The organism is Flagellimonas crocea (assembly GCF_033441595.1).
GTDB classification, from domain to species: Bacteria; Bacteroidota; Bacteroidia; order Flavobacteriales; family Flavobacteriaceae; genus Flagellimonas; species Flagellimonas crocea.
In genome coordinates this window covers 139,044-154,121 of the sequence record NZ_JAUZVX010000004.1, presented here as the reverse complement: position 1 = coordinate 154,121, position 15,078 = coordinate 139,044, and the positions used below count along the sequence as shown (strand labels likewise).

17 protein-coding genes are annotated in these 15,078 nt (G+C 42.7%); 12 read left to right on the top strand and 5 right to left on the bottom strand.

The window, feature by feature from the left end; all coding sequences use genetic code 11:
- Positions 1–96: 96 nt before the first annotated feature.
- The 3 genes from ruvX to SD449_RS14040 are packed head-to-tail and all read left to right on the top strand — an operon-like array spanning position 97 to position 1,605.
- Positions 97–507 (top strand): Holliday junction resolvase RuvX, encoded by a 411-nt coding sequence (gene ruvX / locus SD449_RS14050; protein ID WP_318311435.1) that lies wholly within the window; start codon positions 97–99, stop codon positions 505–507.
- Between the two features lie 4 nt (positions 508–511).
- Positions 512–1,102 carry a peptide deformylase gene (gene def, locus SD449_RS14045; protein WP_318311433.1) on the top strand — a complete coding sequence of 197 codons (591 nt, stop codon included), beginning with the start codon at positions 512–514 and terminating at the stop codon, positions 1,100–1,102.
- A 56-nt stretch (positions 1,103–1,158) separates the two neighbouring features.
- Positions 1,159–1,605 (top strand): DUF5606 family protein, encoded by a 447-nt coding sequence (locus tag SD449_RS14040; RefSeq protein ID WP_220113855.1) that lies wholly within the window; start codon positions 1,159–1,161, stop codon positions 1,603–1,605.
- 3 nt (positions 1,606–1,608) lie between these two features.
- On the opposite strand, the gene SD449_RS14035 is transcribed toward SD449_RS14040, so the two are convergent.
- On the bottom strand, positions 1,609–3,144 hold the full coding sequence (locus tag SD449_RS14035) for a family 20 glycosylhydrolase (RefSeq protein ID WP_318312106.1): 1,536 nt from the start codon (positions 3,142–3,144) through the stop codon (positions 1,609–1,611).
- A gap of 54 nt (positions 3,145–3,198) precedes the next feature.
- Positions 3,199–3,843: a GDSL-type esterase/lipase family protein gene (locus tag SD449_RS14030; RefSeq protein ID WP_318311431.1), complete on the bottom strand. Its 645-nt coding sequence runs from the start codon at positions 3,841–3,843 to the stop codon at positions 3,199–3,201.
- Between the two features lie 152 nt (positions 3,844–3,995).
- Here SD449_RS14030 and mazG point away from each other — a divergent pair, with 152 nt between their 5' ends.
- The 5 genes from mazG (at position 3,996) to SD449_RS14005 (ending at position 8,803) form a co-directional block, all read left to right on the top strand.
- Entirely contained in the window at positions 3,996–4,769 is a 774-nt protein-coding gene (gene mazG, locus SD449_RS14025; protein ID WP_318311429.1) for a nucleoside triphosphate pyrophosphohydrolase, read from the top strand.
- Between the two features lie 81 nt (positions 4,770–4,850).
- Positions 4,851–6,218, top strand: coding sequence for an MATE family efflux transporter (locus SD449_RS14020; RefSeq protein WP_318311428.1), 1,368 nt, complete (start codon positions 4,851–4,853; stop codon positions 6,216–6,218).
- A 133-nt stretch (positions 6,219–6,351) separates the two neighbouring features.
- A complete protein-coding gene (locus tag SD449_RS14015; protein WP_207032424.1) occupies positions 6,352–6,579 on the top strand; it encodes a hypothetical protein in 228 nt (75 codons plus the stop codon).
- Positions 6,579–7,148, top strand: a complete 570-nt coding sequence (locus SD449_RS14010) for a phosphatase PAP2 family protein (RefSeq protein WP_318311427.1) — start codon at positions 6,579–6,581, stop codon at positions 7,146–7,148. The genes SD449_RS14015 and SD449_RS14010 overlap by 1 nt, the downstream gene beginning before the upstream one ends.
- Complete coding sequence (locus SD449_RS14005) at positions 7,145–8,803, top strand: ArnT family glycosyltransferase (protein ID WP_318311426.1); 1,659 nt, start codon at positions 7,145–7,147, stop codon at positions 8,801–8,803. Before SD449_RS14010 ends, SD449_RS14005 begins: the two co-directional genes overlap by 4 nt.
- On the opposite strand, the gene SD449_RS14000 is transcribed toward SD449_RS14005, so the two are convergent.
- From SD449_RS14000 to meaB, 3 genes are read right to left on the bottom strand one after another with little or no spacing between them, the layout of a single operon-like run.
- Positions 8,800–9,672 carry a lysylphosphatidylglycerol synthase transmembrane domain-containing protein gene (locus SD449_RS14000; RefSeq protein WP_318311424.1) on the bottom strand — a complete coding sequence of 291 codons (873 nt, stop codon included), beginning with the start codon at positions 9,670–9,672 and terminating at the stop codon, positions 8,800–8,802. The genes SD449_RS14005 and SD449_RS14000 overlap by 4 nt on opposite strands.
- A complete protein-coding gene (locus tag SD449_RS13995; RefSeq protein ID WP_207032420.1) occupies positions 9,653–10,615 on the bottom strand; it encodes a glycosyltransferase family 2 protein in 963 nt (320 codons plus the stop codon). Before SD449_RS13995 ends, SD449_RS14000 begins: the two co-directional genes overlap by 20 nt.
- A gap of 35 nt (positions 10,616–10,650) precedes the next feature.
- Entirely contained in the window at positions 10,651–11,694 is a 1,044-nt protein-coding gene (gene meaB / locus SD449_RS13990) for a methylmalonyl Co-A mutase-associated GTPase MeaB (RefSeq protein ID WP_318311422.1), read from the bottom strand.
- Positions 11,695–11,905: 211 nt separating this feature from the next.
- On the opposite strand from meaB, the gene SD449_RS13985 reads away from it, so the two are divergent.
- The 4 genes from SD449_RS13985 (at position 11,906) to SD449_RS13970 (ending at position 15,039) form a co-directional block, all read left to right on the top strand.
- Positions 11,906–12,331: an Ohr family peroxiredoxin gene (locus tag SD449_RS13985; RefSeq protein ID WP_207032417.1), complete on the top strand. Its 426-nt coding sequence runs from the start codon at positions 11,906–11,908 to the stop codon at positions 12,329–12,331.
- A gap of 150 nt (positions 12,332–12,481) precedes the next feature.
- On the top strand, positions 12,482–13,018 hold the full coding sequence (locus SD449_RS13980; protein ID WP_225605016.1) for an RNA polymerase sigma factor: 537 nt from the start codon (positions 12,482–12,484) through the stop codon (positions 13,016–13,018).
- Positions 13,008–13,610: a hypothetical protein gene (locus tag SD449_RS13975; protein WP_318311420.1), complete on the top strand. Its 603-nt coding sequence runs from the start codon at positions 13,008–13,010 to the stop codon at positions 13,608–13,610. Before SD449_RS13980 ends, SD449_RS13975 begins: the two co-directional genes overlap by 11 nt.
- Entirely contained in the window at positions 13,582–15,039 is a 1,458-nt protein-coding gene (locus SD449_RS13970; RefSeq protein ID WP_318311418.1) for a hypothetical protein, read from the top strand. Before SD449_RS13975 ends, SD449_RS13970 begins: the two co-directional genes overlap by 29 nt.
- Positions 15,040–15,078: the final 39 nt, after the last annotated feature.

Below are 15,078 nucleotides of genomic sequence, written 5' to 3'. Positions count from 1 at the left end.
CTTAAAGTTTTGACAAAGATAAGCCCCATAGTAGAATTATGGTTGCCATTTTTAAGCGCATAACATTTTTAAGGTTATTTTTGCCAAAAAATTATTTTGGCTAGAATTTTGGCTTTGGATTTTGGAAAGGTGCGGACTGGAATAGCAGTAACTGATGAACTCCAGTTGATTGCTTCTGGATTGACCACCGTAGAGACCAAAGACTTGTTGTCCTTTTTAAAGGATTACACCCAAAAGGAATCAGTGGAGCGTTTTGTAGTAGGATTGCCGAAGCAAATGGACAATACCGCTTCCGAGTCCGAGGTACTTATCCAAGATTTCTTGAATAAGCTGAAAGCCAAGTTCCCTACCATTCCCGTGGAGCGCCAAGATGAGCGGTTTACCTCCAAAATGGCAGTTCAATCCATGTTGGACAGCGGAATGAAAAAGAAAAAGAGAAGGGACAAGGCCCTAGTCGACGAAATAAGTGCCACGCTGATATTGCAGGCCTATTTAAACAGATTTTGATTTTATGATTTTACCCATAGTAGCTTACGGAGATCCCGTTTTGCGAAAAAAGGCGAAGGATATCACATCAGAATATCCAAAACTTGAAGAATTGATCACCAATATGTGGGAGACCATGTACAATGCCCATGGCGTTGGTCTGGCAGCTCCCCAAGTGGGACTTCCCATACGAGTGTTTATGGTCGATACCACCCCATTTGCCGATGATGATGAATTGACCGAAGCTGAGCAAAAACAGCTCGATGGATTCAAAAAAGTATTCATCAATGCGAAGATTGAAGAGGAAAGCGGTAAAGAATGGGACTTTAACGAAGGTTGTTTGAGCATACCCGATATCCGTGAAGATGTAAAACGAAAGCCCGAAATCACCATTACTTATTTGGACGAAGATTTTAAGGAGCACACGGAAACCTACGATGGGCTATTGGCCCGTGTAATTCAGCACGAGTACGACCATATTGAAGGTGTTTTGTTCACCGATAAGCTTTCAACCCTAAAAAAACGACTTTTAAAAAGCCGATTGGAAAAGATTTCCAAAGGAAAAATCAGTGTGGATTACCGAATGAGGTTTCCCAACGTCAAAAAAGGACGTTAAAAAAATCGCTATTTGCGATAAAAACATATTTTTGCGCCCATAAAATTATTATTTGAATGGCATTAGACAAGATTTTATCTATTGGAGGTAAACCAGGACTTTACAAATTATTGACCCAAACCCGAGGTGGCTTTGTTGGCGAATCCCTTTTGGATGGCAAACGTGTAACCGTTGGTTTAAGAAGCAATGTAAGCGTGCTGTCCGAAATAGCCATTTACACCTTGGAAGAAGAAGTTCCTTTAAAGGAAGTTTTCCAAAAAATCAAGGAAAAGGAGGGAGGCAAAAAAACTTCCATCAGTCACAAAGCTGAAAAAATTGAGTTGGAAGAGTATTTCTTCGAAGTACTACCCAATTATGATGAGGACCGCGTGTATGCCAGCGACATCAAAAAAATCATACAGTGGTACAACATCCTTCTCGACAACAATATCACTGATTTTGTTGAAGAAGAAAAGGATGCCGAGGAACCTACTGTATCTGCTTCCGAAGAAGAGGAAGAATAAACACTATTCTTTTTTCCAGTCCACCAACTTTGTTGGGTAATAGTTGATCTGCATGGATTCCAAATAAGGAACCTGTGCGGCGAGACGTTCTTTGTAGTCGTCCCAATTTAGGTGTTCACTGGGCGACCATCCCAATTCGGCATATCCAATCAATCTTGGAAACGCCAAATATTCCAATTCGGTTCCATTGCTGATGGTTTCTGACCATAACGGAGCTTCAATGCCGAGAATATTTTCTTTGGCAAGCCCTTTGGCATAGGTTTCTGGGTCCCATTGGTACCCCACATCAACAGGTATATAGCCTGCCCAGTGCAGACCGTACTCGGAAATGGAATCATATTGCATATCCAAATAGGCCTTTTTTGCAGGCGAAATAATGATTTTTGAACCATTTTCAGCAGCCTTCAATGCATTTTCTGGCTCGTTCCACAATTGCGCAATCGAGCTAGGGTCAATATTCGCTTGGGCTATTTCGTCCCAGCCAATCATTCTTTTGTTGTGCTTTTGAACAATTTCTTCCACTTTTTCCACAAATAGAATGTAATCGTCTTTTTTGGTCACATGGCTTTCATCACCTCCAATGTGAAAATAGGGGCTAGGGCTCATGGCGGCAATTTCGCCGATAACATCATCCAAAAAACTGTAAACAGTGTCTTTTTTTGCATCAAAAGAACTGTAGCCCACCTTCATATCGGTTCTAACGCGAGGTGTCTCCGCCCCGGCATAGTGCAAAAACGGATAACTTAAAGATGCCGCATTGGTATGTCCGGGCATATCAATTTCAGGAACGATGGCAATATGTCTGTCCGCAGCGTAGGCCACAAGGTCTTTGTATTCTTCTTGCGTGTAAAACCCGCCTTCACCGCCACCCACTTCGCTGGTACCGCCAACTTCGGTAAGTTTGGGCCAAGACTTGATTTCAATACGCCACCCTTGATCGTCCGATAAGTGCAAGTGCAATGTGTTGAACTTGTAGTAAGCTAAAGCATCAATATACTTCTTGACTTCCTCTACAGTAAAAAAGTGACGGGCCACATCCAACATGGAGCTACGATATGCATATTTTGGAGCATCCATGATCTTACCCGAAGGAATTACCCACAACGGATGGTCCGTCAAGGTATCATTGCTTTGTTCTGGAATGAGTTGGCGAAGCGTTTGGATACCCCTGAAAGCACCTGCGGCAGTTTTGGCGTTCAGTAAAATGGAATCTTTTTTAATGTAAAGCTGATAGGCTTCGGGATTTTCCAAATCCACACTATCGGATTGGTTGATGTAAATCAATCGCTCCAACGTATCTTCGGATGAAGTGTTTACAGCAAGATCAAGCCCTGTTTTGGATTTAATGCTTTTGGATAAAAACTGACCCACTTTCTCAAATTCTGGATTTGTGGTCGAGGTATAAATGGCAGTTCCTGCATCCAGCCCAAAAGCACTTCCAGTGGGAATGGTTTTGATGGGTTTTGGAATTAACGGAGCATTGGCTAAGTCTGTTTTTGGAAAATTGATTTCCTCTTTTTTGGTTTGGCAAGCTGCCATGCAGATAACTGCAACGAACAGCAAAATTGATCTGTAAATCACGTTTGTTTAGTTTTAGTCAATATAGTTTTTGATCACATCGTACCAGATGTCATACCCTTTCGAGTTCATATGGAGCCCATCTTCAATAAAAATGTCCTGCTTTACCTTTCTTTTGTCAAGCATGGGGTACCAAACATCCACAAAATCGATTCCATCGGTCTTCGATGCCAATCGGTACAGTTTGCGGTTCAATCTTCGGTACCTGCCTCTATATTTCCAACGGGAAATACTTGGTTTGGCAGAAATCAGAACAATTTCCATGTCGGGGTTTCTCTGTTGAAGGATGCCAAGAATATATTCGGCCCTTTGCAATATTTTTCGGGGTCTCTTCTTGGCAAAAATATCGTTGTCGCCCTCATAAATAAAGATTTTTGATGGCGTGTAATTGAGAATTAGTTCATCCAGATATAGTTCAAGGTCGGAAAATTGCGAGCCTCCGAAGCCAGTGTTCAACACTTGGTGCTCTGGAAAGCGTTCCTGGACATCTTCCCAAAAACGAATACTCGAACTTCCCGTAAAAACAATCGTCGGTCGGGACGAATCCCAAAGGGAATCGTTCTTTTGCTGGATTGCCTTAACTTCATTTTCAAAGGGATTATCGGTTTGCCCCATGGTCATTACAGGGATCATGAGCAACGCAATAATAAGATTTTTCATTCTACTGGTTTTGCCTAAAATGAGGTTCAAGATAGTGATATTTTCTCGTAAATGGGCTTTGTTGAAAAATACCAAAATACTTTTCATAAGTAAATTTTGATGATAGAATCTCAACCAATCGGACTTCGTATTTTTGGACAAAATCCAAAGCCATGAACACAAGATCGGAACAGTTGGCCGCCTTTGACCGCCTTTTGACCATTATGGATGAATTGCGCGAACAATGTCCGTGGGACAGAAAGCAGACCATGCAGACCCTACGCCATTTGACCATTGAGGAAACCTACGAACTGGGCGATGCCATTCTGGACAACGATTTGGAAGAAGTGAAAAAGGAATTGGGCGATATTTTGCTGCACATCGTTTTTTACGCCAAAATCGGTTCGGAAACCCAAGATTTTGATATTGCTGATGTGGCCCATGGTATTTGTGATAAACTCATCAACAGGCACCCGCACATTTATGGCGATGTAAAGGTGGAAAATGAGGAAGAAGTAAAGCAGAATTGGGAAAACATCAAACTAAAAGAAGGCAAAAAGAGCGTGCTCGAAGGGGTTCCCAACGGATTGCCTTCCTTGGTGAAAGCCAACCGAATCCAAGACAAAGTGGCTGGTGTCGGATTTGATTGGGAAAAACCCGAACAGGTTTTTGAGAAATTGAAAGAGGAGCTTGGAGAGCTTCAAGAAGAGGTGGAGGCCAATGATGCCGACAAAATGGAATCTGAATTCGGCGATGTGCTATTTTCCATGGTGAACTATGCCCGTTTTCTAAAAATCAACCCAGAGAATGCATTGGAGCGTACCAATAAAAAGTTCATCAAGCGGTTTCAGTATTTGGAACAGAAAGCCAAAGAGACTGGAAAATCCATGAGCGATATGACCTTGGCCGAAATGGACGTATTCTGGGAAGAGGCGAAGCAACTTTAAATTTGTCCATAAGCTAACATAAAGTTTGGAGACAAATGTCACCAATCTGGCTATATTTGCCATCCTTTTTAAGTATCCGTTGTGTTTCAAAACTACACCAAAGAATTTGCCTATAATCTTAAATTGTCCTACCCCGTAATCTTGGGGATGCTGGGTCATACCTTTGTGGCCTTTGCGGACAATATTATGGTGGGGCAGTTGGGAACCGCTGAACTGGCAGCCGTTTCTTTGGGGAACAGTTTTGTTTTTATCGCCATGTCCCTTGGTATTGGATTTTCCACTGCCATAACGCCCTTGGTGGCAGAGGCCGACGGAGCAAAAGACCAAGCGGCGGGCAAAAGTGCCCTGAAACACGGTTTGGTGCTGTGTACACTACTGGGTTTGTCCCTTTTTGGACTCATCCAAATTTCCAAACCCTTGATGCACCATATGGAGCAGCCTCCTGAGGTTGTGGAACTTGCTTTGCCCTATTTGGATTTGGTGGCTTTTTCGCTGGTGCCTTTGATCATATTCCAGGCTTTTAAACAGTTTTCTGATGGACTGTCGCAGACCAAATACCCGATGTACACCACAATCGTGGCCAATGTGGTCAACATCACCTTGAACTACCTTCTCATTTTTGGTTCCTTCGGATTTCCCAAAATGGGGATTGTAGGGGCAGCCGTCGGCACCTTGATTTCACGTGTGATCATGGTCGCGTTTATTTGGTATCTGCTCCAACGAAAAAAGAAGTTTGAATTCTACGTGACCCATTTCAACTTTAGAAGTATTGAAAAGAAAGTGATGAAAAAAATCATCAACCTTGGTTTTCCATCAGCATTACAGATGTTTTTTGAAGTCGCCATTTTTACCGCGGCCATTTGGTTGAGCGGGGTATTGGGCAAAAATGCGCAGGCCGCCAATCAGATTGCCTTGAACCTGAGCAGTATGACGTTTATGGTGGGAACTGGACTCAGTGTTGCAGCAATGGTCAGGGTCGGGAACCAAAAAGGACTTCAAAACCATAAAGAACTCAAGCGCATCGCCGAATCGGTATTTTTCTTGACCCTGCTTGTGGAAATAGCTTTCGCGGCCATTTTCTTGATCGGAAGACATTGGTTCCCCACCATTTATTTGGATGTGGACGATATCGCAAATCAGGCTGATAATGCCGAAGTGATATTTATTGCTGCCAAATTGTTGTTGGTTTCGGCATTTTTTCAGATTTCCGATGGGCTTCAAGTGGTGGTTTTGGGAGCCCTACGCGGTCTGCAAGATGTGAAGATACCCACGCTTATTACGTTCATCGCTTATTGGTTGATTGGTTTCCCGATTTGTTTTTATTTGGGATTGCGCACTAATTTGGAAAGCACTGGAATTTGGATCGGATTGTTGTCGGGCCTTACCGCATCGGCCGTAATGTTGTATCTTCGATTCAACTTTTTGACCAAGAAATTGATATTAAAATAGTTTCGTCACACTGAGCTTGTCTCAGGGTCTCATCAAAGAATAATTAATATAGATGAGGTGTTGACACAAGTTCAACATGACGTGATAAAAAAATAGATATTAGATTCCACGATTGGAATCAAAATTAGAACACATGGAACTACCTAAATTTTTATTGGCCGATAATACGGATTTTCCCGAGGCCATTTTTATTGTTCATACGGAATACCCACGATTCATCATCAATCTGGAAAATGATGAAGTAGAATGGATGGAAGAATTCTCCAAAGAAGATGAAGCTGATTTAATGGACGAAACAGAAAACCTGATCGAGGCCGCCACTGCTTTTTATGATCGAGAAGTCTCCAGATACGACGATTGATGATCGAACAACTGCTGCAATACGATAAAGAACTGTTTTTGTTCCTTAACGGATTGGGAACCGAAACTTGGGACGGCTTCTGGATGTTCATCACGACCACTAGAAACTCTGCACCGCTTTATCTGCTGTTGCTCTATTTATCTTACCGAACCTTTGGTTGGAAGGGAACAGGAATTATTTTGGTGTCCATCGCTTTGCTGATTACTTGCACCGATCAACTGTCCAACTTTTTCAAGTATGGCATCGGTCGTTTGCGTCCCTGCCACGAACCCGAAGTAAGCAGTGCAATGCGCTTGGTGAAAAGTTATTGTGGCGGACAATTCGGTTATTTTTCTGCGCACGCGGCCAACTCATTTGGCCCAGCGATTTTCTTTACGGTGTTGTTCACAAATAAGGTGAAATATATTTCTTGGATTTTGCTGTTTTGGGCCTGCATTGTGGCCTATAGTCGTATTTACATCGGCGTGCACTATCCGTTGGATGTGCTGACAGGTGCCTTGGCAGGTTCACTTTTCGGTTGGTTGTGGGCCAAGTTGGCTATATTTGCTTTCCAAAAAACAGGGGTATGATCTCGACCGCCAGATATTGGTTTTATATTGGATTGATTGTCTTGGTGTACATCATTGGGATGTTCGTGACCCTGTTCGAGAACGATTCCGCGCAATTTGCGGTCATGGCCATGCGAATGGTGCAGGAAAATGATTTTTTGAGCCTTTTTAAAGGTCCCGAAGAGTATCTGGACAAGCCACACATGCATTATTGGTTGGCCGCACTTTCCTATAAAATTTTTGGTATTCACGATTGGGCGTATCGCATTCCAGGTATTTTGTCCACTTTGTTGGGGGCTTATAGTTGCTACGGACTCGGAAAGCTACTGTATAACAAAGATGTAGGGCGTTTTGCCTCATTGATTTTTATGACGGCCCAAACCATGGTCTTGGCCAATATCGATGTCCGTACCGATGCTGTCCTTACTGGATTCACCATTTTTTCCATCTGGCAATTGGCCACTTATATTGAAAAAGGAACGCTAAAGAGTATCGCATTAGGTGCTTTTGGGGCTGGAATGGCCTTTTCGACTAAAGGACAGATTGCCCTAGTGGTGATTGGAATCTCCATACTTTGTCATTTATCCTATACCCGAAAATGGGAAAGATTGCTCAATTGGAAATTACTGGTTGCTTTGGTTGTTTTTGGTTTGACCATAACACCGATGTTATATGCGTATTACCATCAATTTGATTTGCACCCTGAGAAAGTGATTCGTGGAAAAGACAACCGTAGCGGTATCTTCTTTATTTTTTGGGAGCAGAGTTTTGAAAGGATGAGCGGTGAGGGCGTTGGGAAGAACAGTAGCGACTTTTTCTTTTTCTTCCATACCTTTTTATGGGTGTTCCTACCTTGGACGGTTCTCGCGTTGATTGGCTACTGGACAAAAATAAAAGCCTTCTGGGAAGCCAAGTTTGCTTACAGACCCAATTTGGAATTTCTCACCGTGGGCGGGATTTCCATTTTGTTCCTTCTCATCAGTTTTGCGCAGTTCAAATTGCCGCACTACATGAATATTCTTATGCCTCTGTATTCGATTTTATCCGCAGCTTTTCTATTTGTTCTGTATCAGAATCAGAAATTGAAGATGGCCAAGATAATTTTGGGTGTTCAATATTTTATTTTGGGATTGGTGGTGGTCTTCGCGCTGTTGGTGAGCTTCTACGTATTCAAATTGGAGCATTGGTACAGCTATTTGTTATTGTTGATAGCGCTCGGATTGGTTGCATATTTAATCATCCAAAAAGAAACTCCCTACACAAAAATTGTAACGGTAGGCATTTTGAGTTCAGTTCTGTTGAACGGTTTAATGAATGCCCATTTTTACCCCAAACTGCTCGATTATCAGGGTGGTTCCAATATGGCAGAAAAGATACGGGAGAAGAACATTCCCGTGGACAATATTTTCAAGGTTTCGGAGAGATATTCTTGGTCGTTGGATTTTTACAATAAAAAGCCGGTCCAAATGGCAACCATACCCGAAATAGCCAAAAAGAAGGATATTTGGGTCTACGCTACCGACGAAGAATTGAATCAATTAAAGAAAAATGGAATTGCTTGGGACAATCAAATTACCGTGGATCAGTTCCGCATTACCCGACTGCAGGCTAAGTTTTTGAATCCGAATACCCGTGAAGATAAATTGAACAAAATGCATTTGGTGCATCTGGATTAATCTACTGATTCCAACTTTGGCTTATTGAAGTGGTAGATGACACCGAAAAGTGAAGTAAGTGCCGTAATCAAAAAGAAGGTAAAGCTGATACCTATGGATGTGCTCTCATCCAATCCCAGCCATTTGGCTCCATATAAAAACGTGACCTCCCTACTGCCAATCCCTCCAATGGTCAAGGGAATCACGGAGACAATCGAAGAGATTAAAAACACAAAAAGATATTCCACAACATCCAAGCTGATGGACAAAGACTTCAAAATAAAAAGTATGCTGACCAACTGTGATAACTGTACCAGAGCCGAAAACCCGACAGCTTTCCAAAATATGGTTAGGGTATAGGAAAAAAAGGTCTTGTTCACCAACCAAAATACAACAACGCTCAAAGGAATAGCCGCTACAATCAACAAATAAAAACTTTGAAAAAACTCATTTTCGGATAGCAGGGCAAGCAAACAGGCATACACAAAAAGCAGCAACATACCATTTAAACGATCCAGCAAGATGCTGGAAACCACTTTTTTTGTCCCAGGCTGATATTCTTTTTGGATGAGATAGCCTTTGTAAGCATCACCACCCACCCCTCCAGGCAAAAAGAGATTGTAGAACATTCCCAACAAAGACAACTTTAAATTACTCCATTGGGTAAGCTTGGCGCCAATTTGATGGAAAAACAAGTTGGTTCTAAAAGCCGACAATATTTTGGATAACACAAAAAACAGAATTGCCAGAAATATATAGAGCGGGTCGCTCTTTTTCAGGGTCTGGAGTACATCCTTCAACTCTATTTTCGTGAAAATAAAGTAAATAAGGACCGCACTAACAATGATTTTTAGGGCGGTTATGCCCTTTTTACGCAGCTTTTCCGTCACCTATGCTTATTTTTTTGATGCGATATGGTCGTTTCTGTTGCGATTCGTAATAAGTACGGATCAAGAGTTCCATCACAATACCGATAGTGAACAATTGGATGCCCCCAACAATGAACATCATACCAAAAATGAGTAAGGGTCGGGTTCCGATGTCCTGTCCAAATCCTAGTTTTACAATCAACAAATACACATTGATCAAGATGCCAAGGATGACCAGCAACACTCCAAAAATCCCGAACAAATGGATGGGGCGTTGGAAGTATTTTCTAATGAAAAGCAACAGCATCATATCGGCCACTACCTTAAAAACACGCTCGAGTCCGTATTTGGAAACCCCAGCATGTCTCGCATGGTGCTTTACGGGCACTTGTTTGATCTGTGCACCTTCCAAATGGGCCAAAAGTGTAATAAAACGGTGCATTTCACCATACAGGTTCAAGCTTTTTGCAATGTCCTTGGTAAAAACCTTTAGGGCACACCCGTTGTCCTTAATATCTAGCTTAGTTACCCTGCGCACTAAAAAGTTAGCGATTTTGGATGGTATTTTTTTGACTTGTGAGTCCTTTCGTTTCTGACGGATTCCCGTTACCAGGTCATATTCTTCTGTAATGGCGTATTCCAACATATTTGGAATGTCGGAAGGGTCGTTTTGGAGATCGCCATCCATCGTGATGATGTATTCGCCTTCGGCATAGTCAATTCCTGCCGCCAGGGCCAAACTTTGGCCGTAGTTCTTTTTCAACTCGATCAAATGAACCCTTTTGTCGTCCATTTCCTTGACCCTGATTCGGGTTTTATCAGTGGAAAAATCATCCACATACACAATTTGGTAATTGTAGCCCTCAAGGCTTTCGTTGATTTTTTGGGTCAATAGAACCACATTGTCCTCCTCGTTGTACAAAGGAACCACTATGGATAAAAGGGAATCGGTGACGGTGCTCATTCGGTATAAAATCTGTGCAAATTTATTGCTTTTATTTAAAGTTCCTTGGTAATCTTGTCCAATAGGATTTTGGCGGCGTAGAACGGTGAAATTTTGTGCTCTTCGATTTCCGTCAACAACTTGGCCTGTTCTGTTTTAAAGGTTTCTTTTTGATGGAAAAATTGTTTGATGTACTCGTCCACGGTCTGCAGGAACCAATTTTTGTTCTGTTGTTGTCGGTTCTTCTCAAAAAAGCCGTTTTCCTTATTGTGCTCAACGAATTGCTGCACCATTTCCCAGATGTCTTCAATCCCTGTTTTCTCCATGGCGGAACACTTCATCACTTTGGGCGTCCAGCCGTTGGCTTTCGGCGGGTAGAGGTGCAATGCCCTGGAGAATTCGGTTACGGCCAACTGGGCATGTTCCAGATTACTTCCGTCCGCTTTGTTGATGGCGATGGCGTCGGCCATTTCCATAATGCCTCTTTTTATGCCTTGGAGTTCGTCTCCAGCTCCTGATAACTTCAACAGAAGGAAAAAATCAACCATACTGTGCACAGCTATTTCACTTTGGCCAACGCCAACCGTTTCCACCAAGATGACATTGTATCCTGCAGCTTCGCACAGCATGATGCTTTCCCGTGTTTTTTGGGCCACTCCGCCCAGAGAGGTTCCAGAAGGGGAGGGGCGGATAAAGGCATTCGGGTCCTTGGCCAGGTTCTCCATTCGGGTCTTGTCCCCTAAAATGCTTCCCTTGCTCAGAGAACTGGTGGGGTCCACGGCCAAAACGGCCACTTTGTTGCCTTGGTCGGTCAGGGTTTTGCCCAAAGTTTCGATAAACGAACTTTTACCGACGCCTGGAACCCCCGTAATTCCCAAACGAATACTGTTCGTAGGTCGGGTCAAACACTTTTCAATAACGGCGTTGGCTTTTTCAAAATGGGCTGTCTTTGTGCTTTCCAGCAGCGTTATGGCTTTGGCAAGCATAGCTTTGTTACCATCAAAAATACCTTGTGCCAAGGCATCGGCAGAAAGCTCTTGTTTTCTGAGTGCCTTGATTTTGGAAATGGTGTCCGAAGGTGTTTTATTATCGTCTGCCAAGCGTACGGTTCATCAGTTTATACGAATTTATGAAGATTTTACGGGTTTGTCAGTTCTTTGGTCGGTTTGAAGGCGGATTTCCAATTTATCCATTTCACAAAAATTTAATATCTATTTGAGCTGACATCCGCTAGCAAATTGGTACCTTATTCGTTTAATGATCGGTAACTGCAAAGCTGTCGGTTTTTATGAACCTATAAACATTTAAAAGATGAAGACTATTTTTGAGGCCCAGGCCACCAATACAGGAGGAAGATCAGGACACGTAAAGAGCGAGGACGGTGTTTTGGACTTTCCCATAAGCATGCCGAATTCTAAGGGAAAGCCTGATCCAAAATCTACCAATCCCGAGGAACTTTTTGCTGCAGCTTACTCCACTTGCTACGCAGGTGCGGTAGAGGCCGTTGCCAAAAACCATGATATTGATGACCTAGGAGATTTCAATGTTACTGCAATAGTGGCATTCAATAAGGAGGAGGAAGGATTTTTCTTGGAGGTTACTTTGGACACCTATTTGCCCACTGTTGATAAAAAAACGGGCGAGACCATTATAAAGGAAGCCCACGAAATGTGCCCTTACAGCAAGGCCACACGCGATAATATTACCGTTCACCTGAATTTGTTGTTGGACGAATAATCGGATTAACTTCTTAATAATGAGCCCTGTTGATTTTTCAACGGGGCTTTTTTTGTTAAAAATGCGCCAAAAACGCACTAATTTGCAACGTTGCTTTTTTTGCATCGTCCTTAATACAGAACAACTAAAAAACCAGACATAGAACCGAGTGTGCTTCATATAGAGCTTGTAGAAAAGTGCAAGGCGAACGACCGCCAGGCTCAAATGCAACTGTACCGTCAGTATTGCGATGGTATGTTTTGTGTGGCCATGAGGTTTTTGAAAAATTCTGATGATGCCGAGGATGTACTCCAAGATTCCTTTATAAAAGCGTTTCAGCGGATAGGGCAGTTTAAGGGAGATGTGACGTTCGGGGCCTGGTTGAAAAGGATTGTTGTGAACGGTAGTATCGATTTTTTAAAGTCGAAGCACCAACGAACAGTGGAACTCAATGAGAGTTATTTGCAAGTGGCAGAGGAAGATGATTGGTCGGTGGAGGAAGGAATCTCCATTGATCAGGTAAAGAAAGCGATTGAAGAGTTGCCTCAAAAATATAGGTATGTTGTGCAATTGTTCTTAGTGGAAGGGTACGACCACTCGGAAATTTCTGAAATACTTGGAATAACCGAAACCGCATCGCGCACCCGATTGCTTAGAGGAAAGACACAATTAAAGGAAAAATTAAAAGATTTAGCTTATGGCACGTGATCTTAGAGAATTGTTTGAAAAGGAAAGGGAGCAAAAAAGCTTCAACATGAGGGAAGGACATGAGGACCGCTTTTTTGCGAAGCTAGATGAGGAGTTGCCCAATAATCCTCCCAAGAAAAAGGTCATTTCCCTTTGGATGCAGATTGCCGCTTCTGTTGTGGTTGCTGTAGGGTTGTCCGTTTATTATTTCAATAACAATGGGGGGACGGTGGACCCGGATGAAAATATTACCGTAGTGGACAGGGGGACCCAGAGTATAGAGGATCAAGGTATTTCTTTGGGCGATCTTTCCCCTGATCTTAGGAAGATCGAAACGTATTATACCACCAACATCAATCTGCAACTGGCTGAATTGGCCGATGACCCTGGAAACAAGGAGCTCGTGGATAGCTATATGGATCGCTTGGCGGAACTGAACAAGGAATACCAGAGACTTAATCAGGAGTTGAACGAGTTGGGACCCAATGATCAAACCATCAATGCCTTGATCAACAACCTACAGCTACGGTTGCAGTTGTTGCAAAAATTAAAATCAAAGTTGAATCAATTAAAATCATCAAAAAATGAACAGGAATCATCAAATATTGTTTAGCGGATTGCTTCTTGCCTTGGTCGGATTTATCGGCCAAGCGCAAGAGAAGTCCAAAACCTACAAGGAAACCTTCAATGTCGATAACGACACGGAACTGAACATCAATACCAGTTATGCGGATATCCAATTTGAGACTTGGGACAAAGACCAGGTGGAAATTACGGCAGTAATAGAACTGGAAGGAGTGGAGAAGGAGGAAGCCGATTCTTATTTTAAAAAGGATTTGGTCAAAATTATGGGCAACAGCAAGGAAATAGAGGTCAGTACCGAAGGGGCCGGGCCTAGCTATGCCTTCGATTTTAACACGGTGAACATTGATATTCCCGAAATGCCCTCGGTTGCCGAGATCATGGCCAGTGTGGAGATACCGGAAATGCCAGAGATTGATTTTGCTGAAATAGCGGTAATGACATCAATGCCACCCTTGCCCCCAATACCTAATATAAATTTTGATTACGACGCCTATAAAAAAGACGGTGATAAATATATGAAGGAATGGAAGAAGGAGTTTGATAAAAACTTTGACAAGGAGTACAAGGAGCGTTTTGCGAAATGGGGCGAAGAGATGGAAAAATTGGCCGAGGAGCGCGAGGCCCGGAGAGAAGAGTTGAGGGGCGAACGTGAGAAAGTTAGGGAAGAGCGAGAAAAAGTACGTGAAGAAATGCATGAGAGGATTCAGGAACAACGTGAAGAGATTCGTGCCCACCAAGCAGAAATTAGAGCTGAGCAGGCGGAATTCAGACAGAAACTACGAGAAGAGGTACGGGTACACGGAAGCCCGAATGTGTTCTATTTTTCATCTGACGGAAAACATAAAGAGTATAAAGTCAAAAAACGAATCATCATCAAAATGCCGAAGTACATTAAGGTAAAAATGAATGTGCGCCACGGAGAGGTAAAATTGGCAGAGAATGCCAAAAACATCAACGCAAGCTTGTCCTACGCAAGCTTGCTTGCCTCTACCATTGATGGGGCCAATACCGATATTCGAGTGTCCTATTCCCCTGTTGTGGTACAAAATTGGAACTATGGCAGCCTGAAGACGGATTACTCCGATAAGGTGAATTTGAAAGAGGTAAAGGATTTGAAACTGAACTCGGTTTCATCCAACGTAGTAATCGGGAGGGTGGTGAACAATGCATTGGTGACCAATAATTTTGGTGCCTTGAGCATTGATGAGGTAGCCAGTGGTTTCAATACCATCAACATTTCCATGGAAAACGGCGAACTTGACTGTAAACTTCCAGAAGCTTCCTACGTTATCTCTGTAAATGAAACAACCTCTGGTTTTACGTACCCAAAAACATTAAAGTTGACCTCTGTGAAGAATCATGGGTCCAATCTGCATACAGGTTATAACATCAGCAAGAATGGTGGCAAGACCATCAAAATCAATTCCAAATACAGCGAGGTGGTTCTTAAGAACTAGCTTGTTTTGCCCGTCCCAAGGAACCACCTCGAATATTGG

Excerpts from the sequence above, each read along its gene's own strand:
- def (WP_318311433.1), top strand. The coding sequence starts at position 512 with ATGATTTTACCCATAGTAGCTTACGGAGATCCCGTTTTGCGAAAAAAG.
- SD449_RS14040 (WP_220113855.1), top strand. The coding sequence starts at position 1,159 with ATGGCATTAGACAAGATTTTATCTATTGGAGGTAAACCAGGACTTTAC.
- SD449_RS14035 (WP_318312106.1), bottom strand. The coding sequence starts at position 3,144 with ATGGCAGCTTGCCAAACCAAAAAAGAGGAAATCAATTTTCCAAAAACA.
- SD449_RS14030 (WP_318311431.1), bottom strand. The coding sequence starts at position 3,843 with ATGAAAAATCTTATTATTGCGTTGCTCATGATCCCTGTAATGACCATG.
- mazG (WP_318311429.1), top strand. The coding sequence starts at position 3,996 with ATGAACACAAGATCGGAACAGTTGGCCGCCTTTGACCGCCTTTTGACC.
- SD449_RS14015 (WP_207032424.1), top strand. The coding sequence starts at position 6,352 with ATGGAACTACCTAAATTTTTATTGGCCGATAATACGGATTTTCCCGAG.
- SD449_RS14010 (WP_318311427.1), top strand. The coding sequence starts at position 6,579 with ATGATCGAACAACTGCTGCAATACGATAAAGAACTGTTTTTGTTCCTT.
- SD449_RS14005 (WP_318311426.1), top strand. The coding sequence starts at position 7,145 with ATGATCTCGACCGCCAGATATTGGTTTTATATTGGATTGATTGTCTTG.
- SD449_RS13995 (WP_207032420.1), bottom strand. The coding sequence starts at position 10,615 with ATGAGCACCGTCACCGATTCCCTTTTATCCATAGTGGTTCCTTTGTAC.
- SD449_RS13985 (WP_207032417.1), top strand. The coding sequence starts at position 11,906 with ATGAAGACTATTTTTGAGGCCCAGGCCACCAATACAGGAGGAAGATCA.
- SD449_RS13975 (WP_318311420.1), top strand. The coding sequence starts at position 13,008 with ATGGCACGTGATCTTAGAGAATTGTTTGAAAAGGAAAGGGAGCAAAAA.
- SD449_RS13970 (WP_318311418.1), top strand. The coding sequence starts at position 13,582 with ATGAACAGGAATCATCAAATATTGTTTAGCGGATTGCTTCTTGCCTTG.